The 15,395-nt window shown below is 64.8% G+C and carries 13 protein-coding genes; 5 read left to right on the top strand and 8 right to left on the bottom strand.

From position 1 onward, the window contains the following. Positions 1-2 precede the first annotated feature (2 nt). Entirely contained in the window at positions 3-794 is a 792-nt protein-coding gene (locus AB4059_RS03935) for an isocitrate lyase/PEP mutase family protein (RefSeq protein WP_498976775.1), read from the top strand. Between the two features lie 4 nt (positions 795-798). Here AB4059_RS03935 and AB4059_RS03930 read toward each other — a convergent pair whose 3' ends face one another. The 4 genes from AB4059_RS03930 to AB4059_RS03915 all read right to left on the bottom strand — a co-directional run bounded on the left by AB4059_RS03930 (position 799) and on the right by AB4059_RS03915 (position 3,706). Further along, a complete protein-coding gene (locus AB4059_RS03930) occupies positions 799-1,338 on the bottom strand; it encodes an SRPBCC family protein (RefSeq protein WP_498976773.1) in 540 nt (179 codons plus the stop codon). After that, positions 1,335-1,673 (bottom strand): ArsR/SmtB family transcription factor, encoded by a 339-nt coding sequence (locus AB4059_RS03925; RefSeq protein WP_498976770.1) that lies wholly within the window; start codon positions 1,671-1,673, stop codon positions 1,335-1,337. Before AB4059_RS03925 ends, AB4059_RS03930 begins: the two co-directional genes overlap by 4 nt. A 73-nt stretch (positions 1,674-1,746) precedes the next feature. Next, entirely contained in the window at positions 1,747-2,547 is an 801-nt protein-coding gene (locus tag AB4059_RS03920; protein WP_498976768.1) for a hypothetical protein, read from the bottom strand. 109 nt (positions 2,548-2,656) lie between these two features. Further along, on the bottom strand, positions 2,657-3,706 hold the full coding sequence (locus tag AB4059_RS03915; protein ID WP_498976766.1) for an NAD(P)-dependent alcohol dehydrogenase: 1,050 nt from the start codon (positions 3,704-3,706) through the stop codon (positions 2,657-2,659). Between the two features lie 150 nt (positions 3,707-3,856). Here AB4059_RS03915 and AB4059_RS03910 point away from each other — a divergent pair, with 150 nt between their 5' ends. Next, positions 3,857-5,440 (top strand): arylsulfatase, encoded by a 1,584-nt coding sequence (locus tag AB4059_RS03910; RefSeq protein WP_498976765.1) that lies wholly within the window; start codon positions 3,857-3,859, stop codon positions 5,438-5,440. After that, positions 5,437-6,225, top strand: a complete 789-nt coding sequence (locus AB4059_RS03905; RefSeq protein WP_498976763.1) for a transporter family protein — start codon at positions 5,437-5,439, stop codon at positions 6,223-6,225. Before AB4059_RS03910 ends, AB4059_RS03905 begins: the two co-directional genes overlap by 4 nt. Before the next feature lie 19 nt (positions 6,226-6,244). On the opposite strand, the gene AB4059_RS03900 is transcribed toward AB4059_RS03905, so the two are convergent. The 4 genes from AB4059_RS03900 to AB4059_RS03885 are packed head-to-tail and all read right to left on the bottom strand — an operon-like array spanning position 6,245 to position 10,772. Next, the gene (locus tag AB4059_RS03900) at positions 6,245-7,081 is read right to left on the bottom strand and encodes a MurR/RpiR family transcriptional regulator (RefSeq protein WP_498976761.1); all 837 of its coding nucleotides are present in this window, start codon (positions 7,079-7,081) and stop codon (positions 6,245-6,247) included. Position 7,082: 1 nt separating this feature from the next. Beyond that, the gene (locus AB4059_RS03895) at positions 7,083-8,180 is read right to left on the bottom strand and encodes a dipeptide epimerase (RefSeq protein ID WP_498976759.1); all 1,098 of its coding nucleotides are present in this window, start codon (positions 8,178-8,180) and stop codon (positions 7,083-7,085) included. A 21-nt stretch (positions 8,181-8,201) separates the two neighbouring features. After that, the gene (locus AB4059_RS03890; protein ID WP_498976757.1) at positions 8,202-9,611 is read right to left on the bottom strand and encodes a C40 family peptidase; all 1,410 of its coding nucleotides are present in this window, start codon (positions 9,609-9,611) and stop codon (positions 8,202-8,204) included. 9 nt (positions 9,612-9,620) lie between these two features. Further along, entirely contained in the window at positions 9,621-10,772 is a 1,152-nt protein-coding gene (locus AB4059_RS03885; protein WP_498976756.1) for a DUF819 family protein, read from the bottom strand. A 167-nt stretch (positions 10,773-10,939) separates the two neighbouring features. On the opposite strand from AB4059_RS03885, the gene AB4059_RS03880 reads away from it, so the two are divergent. Both AB4059_RS03880 and AB4059_RS03875 read left to right on the top strand, forming a co-directional pair. After that, a complete protein-coding gene (locus AB4059_RS03880; protein WP_498976754.1) occupies positions 10,940-12,433 on the top strand; it encodes a transglutaminase-like domain-containing protein in 1,494 nt (497 codons plus the stop codon). Positions 12,434-12,438: 5 nt separating this feature from the next. Next, on the top strand, positions 12,439-15,369 hold the full coding sequence (locus AB4059_RS03875) for a TonB-dependent receptor (RefSeq protein WP_498976752.1): 2,931 nt from the start codon (positions 12,439-12,441) through the stop codon (positions 15,367-15,369). The last annotated feature ends 26 nt before the right edge of the window (positions 15,370-15,395 follow it).

Genomic DNA, 15,395 nt, shown 5'->3' with positions numbered 1-15,395 from the left:
CCATGCATGCCCGATTCCTTGCCCTGCACCACGGCGACAAACCGCTGCTGATCGCCAACGCCTGGGATGCCGCGAGTACCGCCTTGTGGCAGCACGCCGGTGCGCCGGCCATCGGCACCAGCAGCGCCGCGCTCGCATGGGCGTGCGGCTACGCCGACGGCGGTCCGCTCGAACACGATGCGCTGCTGGCCAAAGTGCGCGAGATCCTGCGCGTCGCGCGCGTGCCGGTCAGCATCGATCTCGAGGATGGCTACAGCGACGATCCGCAACGCGTGGCGAAGCTCGTGCGCGAACTCGTCGACCTCGGCGTCGTCGGCATCAACCTCGAAGACGCCGGCAAGCCTGCGGACGTCATGGTCGACAAGATCCATGCGATCCGCGCGCACCTCGGCGATACGCCCTTGTTCATCAATGCGCGTACCGATATCTATCTGCGCGGCATGGCGAAAGGGGAGGCCGCGGTCGCAATGACGAACGAGCGCCTCGCGCAATTCGAGAAAGCAGGTGCGAACGGTGTGTTCGTGCCGGGCCTGAGCGCGCTGCCCGACATCGCCGCCGTCGCGTCCGCCACGCCCTTGCCTTTGAATGTCATGACCGTGCCCGGCCTGCCGCCGCTGGATCAGCTGCAGAAGGCCGGCGTGCGCCGCGTGAGCGCGGGCATCGGTTTGTTCCAGCACGCCTTCGCCGCGGGGCTGCAGGCGACGCGCGCGTTCCTGGAAGGCGACATCACGCGGCCCTTCGACCGCGCGATGCCTTACGACGATCTCAACGCATTGTTCGAATCGTTTCGCTGATTCCTCACGCGCCCTGCAAGCGCTGCACGTACTCGCGCTCCAGCCGCGTGTGCTGGCGCCAGAAGCCTTCGGGCTGCGTATCGTCGAGGCGGGCGCGCAGGATGTCCAGGTGCGTGTGCCAACCGGCGGCGACGCTGGTCATCTGTTCGGCCGACAGGCGGCGGTGGGTCAGCACGAGGTGGACGTCCTTGCCTTGCGGCGTGAGTTCGTAACGCACTTCCGAAGATGAGCTCGCGTCTTCGCCCCAGATGTAGGCGAGCGCGTGCGGCGGATCGAATGCGGTCACGCGGCCCTGCATGCGCGCTTCCTCGGCGATCTTTGCGTACTTCGGCGGTGCGGGATCATCGTTCTGCGTCAGCGCGTTGTTGTGCCACACGTGCTCGACGCGACCGCCGACGCGCGGTTCGATCTCGCCCGCGGCGAACCATTGCGCGCGCAGATCGGAATCCACCAGGTATTGCCACACACGGTCGATGGGGCCGGGGAGGGTGCGCTCGATGCGCACGGTGTCGGACGAAAGCGGAACGGCGTAGGGGGAGTTCATTTGGCTTTCCTCTTTTTCGAATCCTGCTTGAGCAGACGTTCCAGCGCGTCGAGGCGCTGGTTCCAGAAGCGTTCGTAATGCCGCAGCCATTCGGCGCCTGCGTGCATGGGCGCGGCCTGCAGCGAACACTTGTGCGAGCGGCCCTCGATCTCGCGGCGCACGAGGCCCGCGCGTTCGAGCACCTGGATGTGTTTGGACGCCGCGGCCAGCGACATCTCGAAAGGCGCGGCGAGTTCGCCGACGCTGTGCGGCCCTTGTGCAAGGCGTTCGAGCATCGCGCGGCGCGTGCCATCGGCGAGGGCGTGGAAAACGGCGTCGAGGGGTTGTTCAACCATGTGGTTGAATATCCGCCCGCATCGGATGACTGTCAACCATTCGGTTGAACGTTCCGACGGGCGGTCGGGGAACTCAGTGGCTCGAGGCGGAGGGCGTCAGGTACGCGCCGCGGAATTTCTGCACGATGCGCTTGGCGGTTTTTTTCATCGGGCCCAGGGTCGCGCGATGCACGTGGCCGAGTGCGCGCCGGCTGGGCGGAATGCGCCAGCCGAAACCGTCGGTCATCACGCCCTGGCAGGGATTGCACATGCCGCACGGTTGCCCGGCGAGCGGCTTGTGGCAGAACCACGTCATCGCGAGCAGCGGAATCCATCCGCGCAAGTCGGCTTCCTTCTTCATCGCGTGCTTGTCGGTTTGCGCGAGCGGGAAGCACAGGCGCCCGAACAACAGGCCGAGGTCGGAGTTCCGCACTTCGGGCGACAGGCGGAAGGTGACATAGCCTTGCCGGGCCATGTACGGCTCGACGCGGTCGATCAGCAGCAGGCTCGCGCCGTGGTGCGTGAACTCCGAGCCCATCTCCACTTCGCGCAAGTCGTTCTGCCGGAGGAAGCGCGCGATCCACGGATACTGCGAACCGATGGCGTTGGTGCGCAGGATGCGGTGGAAGGCGTGTTCGATTTCGGCATCGGGCGCGAGATCGGTGATGTCATGGAATTGCGTGGGCAGCAACAGCGTGCGCGTCTGCGGGTAGTCGTGCCCCAGGGTTTCGCGCAGGCGGTCCATCGTGCGCAATTCCACTTCGAGCGAGCCGCGCGAGTGGTCGAGCAGGTAAAGCGGTTCGACTGCGACGCCGTGCACCAGCAACAGGCGCAGCAACTGGAAGGTGGAATCCCATCCACCGGTCCACAACAGCCTGACGGGTATGCGTTGCATCGGCGTTCCTCCGACATCCACTGTTCGAAGGAAACGCAGCGGCGCTGCATGTGAGGTCGTTTCCGCGCAACGACCTCACATGCGCCAATTCATCGATGTGATCTCGACGTCAAGCCAGGGATTTGGAGTCGATGACGAAGCGGTATTTGACGTCGCTGCGGATCATGCGTTCGTACGCGCGATCGATGTCCTGGATGGGGATCATCTCGATGTCGCAGACGATGCCGTGTTCGGCGCAGAAGTCGAGCATCTCCTGCGTCTCGGGCATGCCGCCGATCAGCGAGCCGGCGATGGACTTGCGGCCGAAGATCAGCACGGCGGCGGTGGGGCTGGGGTGCGGATGTTCGGGGGCGCCGAGCAGGCACAAGGTGCCATCGCGCTTGAGCATCGCGGTGTAGGCATCCAGGTTGTGGCTGGCGGCCACCGTGTCGAGGATAAGGTCGAAGCTGCTGGCGTGCGCGCTCATCTGGTCCTGGTCGCGCGAGATCACCACCTCGTCGGCGCCCAGGTCGAGTGCGTCCTGCCGCTTGCCTTCCGAGCTGGTGAATGCAACCACATGCGCGCCCATCGCATGCGCGATCTTGATGGCCACGTGCCCGAGGCCGCCGATACCGACGACGCCCACTTTCTTCCCCGGCCCGGCCTTCCAGTGGCGCAACGGCGAATACGTGGTGATGCCCGCGCACAACAGCGGCGCGACCGCCGCGAGCTGTTCTTCGGGGTGGCGGATCTTCAGCACGAAGTCCTCGTCGACGACGATGCGCTGCGTGTAACCGCCGAAGGTGTGGCCCGGCGGATCCTTGGTCGGCCCGTTGTAGGTGCCGATGAAGCCCACCTCGCAATACTGTTCCAGGCCTTCCTTGCACGACGCGCAGGTGCGGCAGCTGTCGACCAGGCAGCCGACGCCGACGGTTTCGCCCACCTTGAACTTGGTGACCTTCCCGCCCACGGCGCTGACCTGGCCGACGATCTCGTGGCCCGGCACGCACGGGTATTTCGTGCCGCCCCATTCCGAACGCACGGTATGCAAGTCCGAATGACACACGCCGCAGTAGCGGATTTCGACCTGCACGTCGCGCGGCCCGGGCGTGCGACGCGTGATGTCCATCGGTTCCAGCGGCTTGTCGGCGGCGCGAGCGCCAAAGGCTTTGGTGGTCATGGGGGGCTCCGGGGCATGAGTGCGCATTCTGCAACGATCTGCGTGACACCGCGGTGCAGTAGAAATACTGAAGCGGCCCCGGTAGTTATTGCGTAGCTGCGCAGCCGTCGTGTTCCCGATGATGGGTGACCCACGATCGGAGTCGCGCGCATGGCCAAGACCAAGACCGCATCCCCACCGAAGACGAAAAAGGGCGGCAGCAGCACCGGCCGCAAGCCCAACATCCTGGTGATCTGGGGCGACGACATCGGGATCGCCAACCTGAGCTGTTACACGCACGGCCTGATGGGATACCAGACGCCCAACATCGACCGCATCGCCAATGAAGGCATGCGCTTCACCGACTCCTACGGCGAACAGAGCTGCACGGCGGGGCGTTCGTCGTTCATCACCGGGCAGAGCGTGCATCGCACGGGGCTGTCGAAGGTGGGCATTCCCGGCGCGGCGCAGGGCATGATGGAATCGATCGTCACCATCGCCTCCTTGCTGAAGGACCAGGGCTACAACACCGGGCAGTTCGGGAAAAATCATCTGGGCGATCTCAACAAGCACCTGCCCACGCTGCATGGCTTCGACGAGTTCTTCGGCAACCTCTACCACCTCAACGCGCAGGAAGAGCCGGAGATGGAGGGGTATCCCAAGGATCCCCGCTATCTTGCGAAGTTCGGGCCGCGCGGCGTGATCCACAGCTGGGCGAGCGACAAGGACGACAAGACGACCGATCCGCGCTGGGGCCGCGTGGGCAAGCAGAAGATCGAGGACACCGGTCCGCTCAACACCAAGCGCATGGAAACCTGCGACGACGAATTCGTCGCCGCCGCCTCCGACTTCATCAAGCGCAGCGCCAAGAAGGACACGCCCTTCTTCGTGTGGCTCAACACCACGCACATGCACTTCATCACGCACACCAAGAAGAAGAGCCTGGGCCAGGCCGGCGACGATCAATCGGCGTACCACGACACGATGGTCGACCACGACAAGAACGTCGGGCAGATGCTCGACCTGCTCGACGACCTCGGGCTCGCCGACGACACCATCGTGGTCTATTCGACCGACAACGGGCCGCACATGAACAGTTGGCCGGACGCGGGCATGACGCCGTTCCGCAGCGAGAAGAACACGAACTGGGAAGGCGCGTTCCGCATTCCGGAGATGATCCGCTGGCCGGGCCACATTCCCGCGGGAACGGTGTCCAACGAAATCATCCAGCACCACGACTGGCTCCCCACGCTGTTGGCCGCCGCGGGCGACACGACGTGCATGGATCGCCTGAAGAAGGGCACCACCGTCAACGGACGCAAGTACAAGAACCACATCGACGGGTTCAACTTCCTGCCGCACCTGACCGGCGAAACCAAGGAAGGGCCGCGCAAATGGTTCTTCTACTTCAGCGACGATGGCGACGTGCTCGGCATTCGCTGGAACAACTGGAAGATCGTCTTCATGGAACAGCGTTGCAAGGGCACGATGCAAGTGTGGGCCGAGCCCTTCACCGTGCTGCGCATGCCGAAGATGTTCAACCTGCGCACCGATCCCTACGAGCGTGCCGACGTCACGTCGAACACGTACTGGGATTGGGTCATCCACCACGTGTACTGGATCTACGGCGCGCAGGCGGCAGCGGCGGCGTTCCTGTCCACGTTCCGCGAGTTCCCGCCCGCGCAATTGCCGGGCAGCTTCAACCTGGAACAGGCGCAGCAGAAGATGACGGAAGTGCCGCAAGGATCCTCGTGACCCACGCGCGCCAGGCGTGTTGCCTGCTCCTGGCCGTGCCCTTCGCGGCGCACGGCCAGGATGCCGACGAGTTGGCGAAGAAGCTCTCCAACCCGGTTTCCGACCTGATCAGCGTGCCGTTCCAGTTCAATGACGACGACGGCTACGCCGACGGCGGCAGGCGCACGTACATCAACGTGCAGCCCGTCGTGCCGATTTCGATTTCCGATCACTGGAACATGATTTCGCGCACGATCCTGCCGGTGGTTGACCAGCATGACGTGCCGCCGGGATCGGGCGACGAATTCGGCCTCGGCGACATCACGCAGAGTCTGTTCTTCACCCCGAAGCAGCCGACATCCAATGGCTGGGTGATCGGCGTGGGGCCCGCGTTCCTGATCCCGACCGCGACCGACGATCTGCTCGGCACGGAGAAGTGGGGCATCGGCCCGACCGCTGTCGTTCTCAAGCAAGAGCACGGATGGTCCTACGGCGCGCTGGTGAACCACATCTGGTCGGTGGCCGGCCAGGACGATCGGCAGGACATCAGTTCGACCTTCCTGCAGCCATTCCTGTCGAAGGCGCTCGGCCAGGGACGCACGCTGTCGTTCAATTTCGAATCCACCTACGACTGGAAGCACGCGCAGTGGACCGTGCCGTTCAACGTCGGCTACAGCAAGGTGACCAAGGCCGGTTCGCAGTTGTTGAGCTGGCAGATCGGTGCGAAGTATTTCTTCGAAACGCCCGAAGGCGGCCCGGACTGGGGCGTGCGGGCCACGTTGACGCTGCTGTATCCCGCGCACTGAGCGACGCGTTGCGTCGCGCTCACCCTTCCGGCAACAGGCGGATCCGTTCCTGGTTCGCCTGCAGCGTCGCAAGCCGGTCCCCGCGCCCTTCGCACATCAGGACGAACAGGCGATCCAGCAGGTGCTGCACACCCGCCTGGTACAACAGCGGCGCCACGTGCGGACGATCGTCCTGGCCGCTCACCAGCAAGGCGATGTCCGCGTGCGCACGCAAGGCATTGGACGAATGCCGCGTGATCGCGACCACCTTGCCCTGGCGTTCGCGCATGCTGCGCGCCAGTTGGCACAGCGCCGGTTGCTTGCCGTATTCGCTGATGGCCAGCAGCACGTCGCCGGCGCGGCAGGCGGCGATGCTCGCGCCCAGGTGCGCATAGTCGAAATGGTGCACGCTCGCGATGCCGAGCATCGCCAGGCGATAGGCGAAGGCGCGCGCGGTCGTGCTGTCTTCGGCCGCGCCGATCAGCAGCACGCGGTTGGCGCGGCCGAGGATGGAGGCGACGTACTCCAGGGCCGAAGGCGGGTTGATCGCGCGCGTTTCGGCTTCGGCTTCGCTCTTGCGGCGCCACAGATCGCCCGAAATCAGCTCCGGGACTTCCGCCGCCGCCGGCACACCGGCCGCGCCGGGCTCGGGCGTCATCGCTTCGGCGATCGAGTACTTCAGGTCCGGGTAGCCGCGATAACCGAGCTTCTGGCTGAACTTCACCACGCTGGACTGGCTGATGCCCAACGCCGCGGCGAGTTGCTGCGAGGAGTAGTCGCGCAGCAGCTGCGCGTTCTCCAGGATGAAATCGGCGATGCGCCGCTCGATCGCGGACATCTGCTCGCGTTCGGCGCGGATCTTGGGCAACGGCTTCATGTCAGCTGGCAATGGGTTCGAGGCCGCGGATCGACTTGATGCCCAGGCCCGGTGCGTCGGTGATCGTGATCTCCGACTCGTTGAAGATCACGCCGCCGTCGACGGGGTTGAACTGGCTCAGCGACGGGCCATCGAGGTCGACCTTGGTGATCGCATCGGACTTGGCGACGGCCAGGTGCGCGGCCGCGGCGACGCTGATGGAGGATTCGAGCATGCAGCCGATCATGCACTCGATGCCGTGCAGCGCGGCGATGTCGGCGATGCGGATGGCGTTGGAGAGGCCGCCGGTCTTCATCAACTTGATGTTGACGATGTCGGCCGCGTGCATGCGGATCAAATCGATCACCTGCGCGGGGCCGAACACGCTTTCGTCGGCCATGATCGGCGTGCGCACGCGTTCGGTGACGTAGCGCATGCCTTCCAGGTCGGCGGCCTTCACCGGTTGCTCGACCAGTTCCAGGATGATGCCGGCGTCTTCCATCGCGCTGATCGCGTGCACGGCCTGCTTGGCCGTCCAGCCCTGGTTGGCGTCCAGGCGGAGCAGGGCGCGGTTTTCGACGGCGGCGTAAATCGCCTTGGCGCGTTCGATGTCCACGCCGATTTCCTTGCCGACCTTGATCTTCAGCGAATCGAAACCGCGTTCGACGGCCGCCAGCGAGTCGGCGACCATCTTGTCGATGGTGTCGACGCTGATGGTGATGTCGGTGGTGATCACCGGATCGCCGCCGCCGAGCACCTTGTACAGCGGTGCGTCGAAGGATTGCGCGAACAGGTCGTACAACGCGATCTCCACCGCCGCCTTGGCGCTGGTGTTGCGTTCCATCGAGGTCTGCACCAGGCGCGTGAGCCGGTTGAGGTCGCCGACCTCCTGGCCGATCAGGCGCGGCGCGATGTAATGCGAGATCGCCTCGATGATCGAGCCGTGCGTGTCGCCGGTGATGACCGCCGTGGCCGGCGCCTCGCCGTAGCCGACATGGCCGGTGTCGGTGTGCATCTTGACGATGACGTCCTCGACCTTGTCCACCGTGCGCAGCGCGGTCTTGAAGGGCGTCTTCAGCGGCACGCGCAGCATGCCGAATTCGATGCGGGTGATCTTCATGCGAGTCGGTCCCCGGAGATGTCAGTGCGAGGTGGCGACGCGGACGACGCTGGTCATGCGGTCCACGTAGCGGTGCGTTTCATCCCACATCAGCGGCAGCAGCGGCGTCACCGAGACGCCGTTGAGGTGCAGCGAACGCAGCTTGCCGTCGGCGGCGCGCATCGTGCCGCCGTTGGTGTCGTGGATGACGTAGGGCTGGTCGCCGATCCAGCCGATCACCATCATCACGTGGCCGGGGATGTAGACCAGGTCGCCGGTCTGCAGGTCCTTGATCGTCGCCTCGCGCTGCTCGCGCGTGCTGTTCTCGTCGAACAGGGTCTTGTGCAGGGACGGGCTCTTGGATTGATCGCGCGTGTTGCGCGGCATCAGGATGCCCATGCTGGCGTAGACGTCGGAGACGAAGCCGCTGCAGTCGCGCGCGTCGTAATCGTGGCCCCAGCCGTAGCGCTCGCCGAGGAACTTGAAGGACTGGCGCAGGATATTGGCGTGGGTGAGCGGCAGGTAGTCGCCCTGCGTGTCGGTGTTCTTTTGCAGCAGCGTCGGTGCGATGCGCAGCGCGCCATCGGCTTCGCGCACCGGCAGGTCGACGATCCACGACGAATACGGATGCTGGCCGTTGACGATCTGGTCGGGCGCGGCGTTCGCGAGCGGCAGGCGCGTGCTCATGTCCAGCGAAAGCTCGGAGCCTTGCGGCAACTCGGGCGAATACACCGTCCGCACCTTCGCGCCGGTGACGACACGGAAGGGCGTGCGCTGCGGGAAGCCGAGGACGACATCGCGCGCGCCTGTCGCAAGGTGTTTCTTTTCGACCCAGGCGCGATACCGCGGGCTGACCACGAAGGCCCATTGCCCATCGCGGCTCTCGTGCACGATCGCCACCGGCGTGCCGGGGAACAGTGCGCTTTCCTGGAAGCGATCGATGTCGGTGTCGTCATCGCTGGAGAACACGCGCAACATCGTCGGGAAGGTGCGCAGCGCGGCGCGATCGACGACCAGCGCGAAGCGGGTCGGCGTCGACGCGGGGAGCTTATCGAGCGCGAGTGCATCGATCAGGCCATCGAGCGTCGCCGCGGGAACCACCTGGTGCTTTTCGTCGTACAGCGTGCGCGTCGGACGCTCGGACATGTCCTGGATCCACTCGCGCGCCTGCTGCGCGGTGATCGAAGCGGGCAGGGCGGACAGATCGTGGAGGGTCGGATCCTGCGCGCGCATCGCGGTGTTGGCCGCGTCGATCGCGGCCTTGTCGAGCAACACGCGGTTCGCATCGGCACCGAGCTTGCCGATCCAGAAGTTCGGATCCAGTTGCGCGTCTTCCACGCCGACGACACCGCTGGGCGGACGCACGAGCTGCGTGGGTTCGCGCGCGAAGGCCGGCGCCAGCGCGAGCAAGAGCGCGGCGGCGATCAGGGAATGGGCGGGACGAATGCGCATCTGGATCTCCTAGGGCTGCAACTGCGCCAGCACTTGCGCCATGAGCAGGCCGAAGCCCGTGCCGAGGATGTAGCCGAGCAACGCCAGCAGGATGCCCACGGGGACGAGGGCAGGGGAATACGACGCAGCGAGTACGGGCGTGGCCGCCACGCCGCCGACGTGGGCGAGCGAGGAAATGCCGCACAGGTACAGGTCGAAACGGAAGAGCTTGGCCAGCAGCGCCAGCAGGACCGCGTGGATGATCAGGATCGACAGGCCGCAGGCGATGTACCAGGGCGCCGATGCGATGCCTTCGAAATTACTCTGCGAGGCGAGGATCGCGACGATGAAGATGAGCAGCGCGCTGGCGATCTTCGACGAGCCTGGGAAGCGCGCGAGCGGCGTGTGCGCGACGACCAGGCCCAGCCCGGTCGCGATCATGATCGTGTAGGAGGTCGCGCTGACGTAGGCCGATTCGGGCAGCAATTCCGTCAGTGCGCGCGAAATCACGCCTGCGCCGAGTGCCAGGCCCAGCCAGAGCAACACCGCGTCGGTCGTGATCGGGCCTGCGGTCTCGGGCACGGTCGCGATGATGTCGGTGCTGGGCTTGGCGCGCGTCCAACGATCGAAGACCGGCGCGAGGCGACCGACCGAGAACAACACCGCCACCCACACCGAATAGCAGAGCGCATCGGTGAGCAGCGCGAGTCCCTTGGATTGTTCCGACAGCCCCGCGCCCTGCGCGACGGCGACCAGGTTCGCCGAACCGCCGACCCAACTGCCGGACAACGCGGCGAGCGGCTGCCATGCGGTATTCGGCGGCAACGCGTAGCGGAACAGGAAATACGTCGAGACGAAGGCGACGAACAAGCACAGCGTCGTGCTGAAGAACACCGCAAGCACGCGCGGGCCCAGTCGGAAGATGTGGCGCAGGTCGCAGTGGATCATCAGCAGGAACAACATCGCCGGCAGGATCTGCGCGATCAAAGTCTTCTGCGCAGCCTGGATGTCGCCGTCGATCTTCCATGCACCGGCGACGGACAGGCCGGTGACCAGCAGATACACCATGACGATGGGCGGCATCACCGAGAACACGCGCCACTGCGTGCGGCGTTCGAGCATCGGGAACACCCCCGCGATCAGGAGCATGAGCGCGAGGTAGGGCCACACCGTCTGGATCATCGGGTCCCCCGTCGCTCCCGGGTGGGGAGCCGGCTGGAATATATATTCATCGATCGTCGGAAAGGAAGAATAATTTATTGACCGACTGTCATATTGGTGCTACACAACGCTCCGCAGCTCCCACATGCAGGGGTTCAGTGCGCTTGGACACGATCGGTCGCCACCGGATGTCCGCATCCCGTTCCGCGCGATGGCGCAGGGGAACGCCGCTGCTGTCCCTCGCATTGTCCGCCGTGCTCGCCGCCGGCGCCGCCTTCGCCTTCGACCCGCCGCCGGCGCCGCCCGACATCGTCGCGATGATCGACCGCGGCGACTTCAAGGCCGCCAACGCCGCCATCGACGCCGCGCTCGCACGGAAGAACGTCTCCGCCGACACCGCCCGCGCCCTGGCCTTCGAACGCGAGCGCATGCGCCGCATCCGCCTGGACTTCCCGCACGATGAAGCCAAGGTCCGCGCGGACATCAGGAAGCAGGTCCCCGACCTGCGCGACGATGAGTTCGCGCGATGGGAAGCCGACAACACGCTCGAGCACATGACCATCGACGGGCAGAAGCGCTACTTCCAGCGCTCGGTCAGCAATTTGTGGCGTTTGAACCCCGAGGCGCTCGCCCGTCGTACGGAGCCGCCGAAATACACCGAAAGCCCGCTGGAATCGCTCAATCCGCACCACCAGCAAGCGCGCGCCGCCGCGATCGCCAGTGGCAAGTCCAGCGTGTTGCCGCAACGCTTCCGCATCACGCAGACGCTCACGGTCAACGCCGATGCCGTGCCCGCGGGCGAAACGATCGATGCGTGGATTCCGTTCCCGCGCCACATCGTGGGCCAGCAGGACGACATCAAATTGGTCGGCAGCATGCCGGCCAGGGGCGATCTCGCGCCCGAATCGGCGCTGATGCGCACGATGCACCTGCAGGGCAAGGCCGAGAAGGGCAAGCCGACCAAGTTCGACGTCACCTATGAAGTGACGATCTCCGCGCAATCGCACCAGATCGATGCGTCGAAGGTCGTGCCGCTGAGCGAGAAGGCAAAGCGCGACCTGGCGCCGTATCTGTCGCAGGAATTGCCGCACGTGCAATTCACCGATGCGATGCGGGCTTTGTCGAAGCAGACCGTCGGCGACGAAAAGAATCCCTACGAAATCACGCGCAAGCTCTTCGCCCTGGTCGACGACAAATACCCGTGGGCGGGCGCCCGCGAGTATTCGACGATCCCCAACATCGGCGATTACGCCTTGCACGCGCACCACGGCGACTGCGGCCAGCAGACGCTGCTGATGATCACGCTGCTGCGTCTGAACGGCATTCCCGCGCGCTGGCAGTCGGGAATGATGTTCTCGCCGACCGATTACTGGAACCTGCACGACTGGGGCCAGGTGTACCTCGCACCCTATGGATGGGTGCCGATGGACGTGACCTTCGGCCGCCTGAAGGGCGACCCGGCCACGGAGTGGTTCTACCTGGGCGGGCTCGACGGCTGGCGCATCGCTTTCAACGATGCATGGGGCGTCGACTTCGTGCCGCACAAGACGCATTTCCGTTCCGACAACGTGGACTCGCAGCGCGGGGAAGCGGAGTGGCGGGGCGGAAACCTGTACTTCGACCAATTCGATTACGACTTCGAATGGAACGTCGTTCCAACCACACCGCCGGAGGGGGCATGAGTGGCATGAAGAGCACCAGGAAGAACACGATGCATCGCACGTCGCTCTGGCTCGCCCTGGGGATGGCGTTGACCGCGCCGCTCGCCTTGCCGGCGTTTGCGGCGAATACCGATGGTTCGCTGGTCGGCCATTCGGCCGCCGGCGCGACGATCACGGTCAAGAACCCGGAGACGGGTTTCGAGCGCACGGTGACGGCCGATTCGCAGGGCAACTACCGCTTCCCGTACCTGCCGGTGGGTTCGTACACCGTCGAAGTCCGGCAGAACGGCCAGGCGATCGGCAGCCCGGTCACGGTCACCATCAGCCTGGGCAACGCGACCACGCAGAACCTGGCGGGCGCGTCGGCCGAACTGGAAACCGTTGAAGTGCAGGGCTCGTCGATCTCGCCGATCGACGTGACCTCCACCGAGTCGGCCACCAACATCACCGCAGAACAATTGCTGCGCCTGCCGATCGAGCGCGATGCGCTGGCGGTCGCGCAGTTGGCGCCCGGCGTGGTGAAGGGCGAATTCGGCGGCGTGTCCTTCGGTGGTTCGTCGGTCGCGGAAAACGCCGTGTACATCAACGGCCTGAACGTCACCGACTTCTACAACCGCGTCGGCAACTCCAACGTGCCGTACTCGTTCTACCAGGAATTCCAGGTCAAGACGGGTGGCTATTCGGTCGAATTCGGCCGCACCACCGGCGGCGTGATCAACGCGGTGACCAAGTCGGGTACCAACGACTTCAAGTACGGCGCCGAGTTGGTGTGGGAGCCCGAATGGCTGCAGTTCACGCAGAAGAACCAGGAAGGCCGCATCTCGCAATTCGATGATTACGACCGCGCGAGCCTCAACCTCTATGCGTCGGGCCCGATCGTCAAGGACAAGCTGTTCTTCTACGCCATGTACGAAGGGCGCGACTACGAGCCGCGCAATTCGGATGACGGCTACTCGTCCTACTTCGATGGCCGGTCGAACAGCGGCTTCTGGGGCACCAAGCTGGATTGGCAGATCACCGACGACCACCTGCTCGAATTCCTCGCCTTCTCCGACAACGACAAGCTGACGACGGACGAATTCAAGATCGTGCCCAAGGGCGATCTGAATGGTGCGCGCCAGTACACCAATACGACGTTCAACGACACCGGCGGCGACAACTGGGCGCTCTCGTATACCGGTTATCTCACCGACGCCTTCTCGATGAAGGCGATGTACGGCGAGAACCAGCGTTCGACCGACGTGCACAGCCTGGCGGATGATTCCTGCCAGCTCGTGCAGGACCGCCGCGTCAGCGACGACTTCATCGGGTGTACGAGCAATACGTCCATCGTCACGCGCGAAGACGACCGCGAGCAGGCCCGCATCGACTTCGAATGGACGCTGGGCAAGCACCTGCTGCGTTTCGGCTACGACCACGAATCCAACACCAGCGACTACAACAGCCGCTATCCGGGCGAGGGCCTGCGTTACGAGATCCGCAACGCCGGCTCGATCGTCAACGGCGTCCCGGTGCCCCCGGGCACGACCGCCTACGTGCGCACGCGCGAAGTGCGCAACAACGGCACCTTCGAGACCACCAACTCGGCGTACTACATCGAGGACAACTGGCAGATCGCCGACGACTGGATGTTGAACATCGGCGTGCGCAACGAAGAGTTCGACAACAAGAACGGGCAGGGCGAGAGCTACATCAAGATGGACTCGATGTGGGCGCCGCGCCTGGGCTTCTCCTGGGACATCAACGGCGACTCCAGCATGAAGCTGTACGGCAATGTCGGCCGTTACTTCCTGCCCGTGGCCAACGTCATCAACATCAAGCAGGCAGGTCCCTTCCTCGATCGCCGCACGTTCTACGTCTTCAACGAGCAGTACGACGCCAACGGCGTGCCGATCCTCGGCCAGCAGATCGGCGACGTGGATGTCTCGCAGGGCGACGGCACCGTGCCCGACGTGCGCGGTGAAGTCGACGCCGACATGGATCCGGTGTACCAGGACGAGTTCATCCTGGGCTTCCAGCAGCAACTCACGCCGTCGTGGTCGTGGGGCGTGCGCAGCATCTATCGCAAGCTGCACAACGCCATCGACGACATGGAAGTGACCTACAACGGCTTCTGCGAAACCGACTTCTTCATGATGGCCAACCCGGGCGAAGTCGCGACCGTCTACGGCGACACCGACTGCGACGGCGAGAACGACAACTGGATCAACATCGATACCGCGCGCACCGGTTGGGCGCTGTACGACGTGAACGGCGACTTCGTCGGCACCACCGGCTGGGTCAAGCCCAAGCGCGACTACAAGGCGCTGGAATTCGTCCTGGATCGTGCGTGGGACAACCGTTGGTCGTTCAACGCGTCCTACACGCTGGCCTACAGCCAGGGCAACGCCGAAGGCCCGGTGAACTCGGATACGAACTTCTCCGATTCGGGCCGCACCGAAGCCTTCGACAACCCGTGGGTGAACTACAACGCCGAGGGCTACCTGCCCAACGATCGCCGCCACCAGATCAAGATGCACGGTGCGTATGCGATCAACGATGCCTGGGAAGTCGGCGCGGCGCTCGATGCTCGTTCCGGCCGCCCGATCAGCGCTTTCGGCGTCGCCAACCCGTTCGACGACACGCAATTCCACAGCCTGTATATCTGCGTCGCCAACTGCGGTGCCGCGGACACGCACGACCGCACGTACGTGAATTACGGCCGCGGCGGCTACGGCCGTCTGCCGTGGACCGCGGATGTCGGCGCGGACATCACCTACAAGCACTCCTTCGGCACGGCCGACCTGCGGGTGAAGTTCTCGATCTACAACATCTTCAACATGCAGCGCGTCACCGAGGTCGATGAAGACCTGCAGCTGGAAGGCGACATCGACCACCTGAACACCGATCAGTTCCTGCGTGGCACGTCCTACCAGTCGCGGGCCTACAGCCAGCTCACCGTTTCGCTTGACTTCTAAAGTCGGCACCCCCGGCGGCCCGCCCT

The sequence above is a fragment of the Lysobacter sp. 2RAF19 genome (assembly GCF_052115395.1).
Classification (GTDB): Bacteria; Pseudomonadota; Gammaproteobacteria; order Xanthomonadales; family Xanthomonadaceae; genus Noviluteimonas.
This window is presented reverse-complemented; position numbering and strand designations above follow the sequence as displayed.

Bases quoted from the DNA above. Each gene is read 5' to 3' on its own strand.
- AB4059_RS03890 (WP_498976757.1), bottom strand. From the start codon at position 9,611: ATGCGCATTCGTCCCGCCCATTCCCTGATCGCCGCCGCGCTCTTGCTC.
- AB4059_RS03915 (WP_498976766.1), bottom strand. From the start codon at position 3,706: ATGACCACCAAAGCCTTTGGCGCTCGCGCCGCCGACAAGCCGCTGGAA.
- AB4059_RS03900 (WP_498976761.1), bottom strand. From the start codon at position 7,081: ATGAAGCCGTTGCCCAAGATCCGCGCCGAACGCGAGCAGATGTCCGCG.
- AB4059_RS03930 (WP_498976773.1), bottom strand. From the start codon at position 1,338: ATGAACTCCCCCTACGCCGTTCCGCTTTCGTCCGACACCGTGCGCATC.
- AB4059_RS03910 (WP_498976765.1), top strand. From the start codon at position 3,857: ATGGCCAAGACCAAGACCGCATCCCCACCGAAGACGAAAAAGGGCGGC.
- AB4059_RS03895 (WP_498976759.1), bottom strand. From the start codon at position 8,180: ATGAAGATCACCCGCATCGAATTCGGCATGCTGCGCGTGCCGCTGAAG.
- AB4059_RS03875 (WP_498976752.1), top strand. From the start codon at position 12,439: ATGAAGAGCACCAGGAAGAACACGATGCATCGCACGTCGCTCTGGCTC.
- AB4059_RS03925 (WP_498976770.1), bottom strand. From the start codon at position 1,673: ATGGTTGAACAACCCCTCGACGCCGTTTTCCACGCCCTCGCCGATGGC.
- AB4059_RS03880 (WP_498976754.1), top strand. From the start codon at position 10,940: ATGTCCGCATCCCGTTCCGCGCGATGGCGCAGGGGAACGCCGCTGCTG.
- AB4059_RS03935 (WP_498976775.1), top strand. From the start codon at position 3: ATGCATGCCCGATTCCTTGCCCTGCACCACGGCGACAAACCGCTGCTG.
- AB4059_RS03920 (WP_498976768.1), bottom strand. From the start codon at position 2,547: ATGCAACGCATACCCGTCAGGCTGTTGTGGACCGGTGGATGGGATTCC.
- AB4059_RS03885 (WP_498976756.1), bottom strand. From the start codon at position 10,772: ATGATCCAGACGGTGTGGCCCTACCTCGCGCTCATGCTCCTGATCGCG.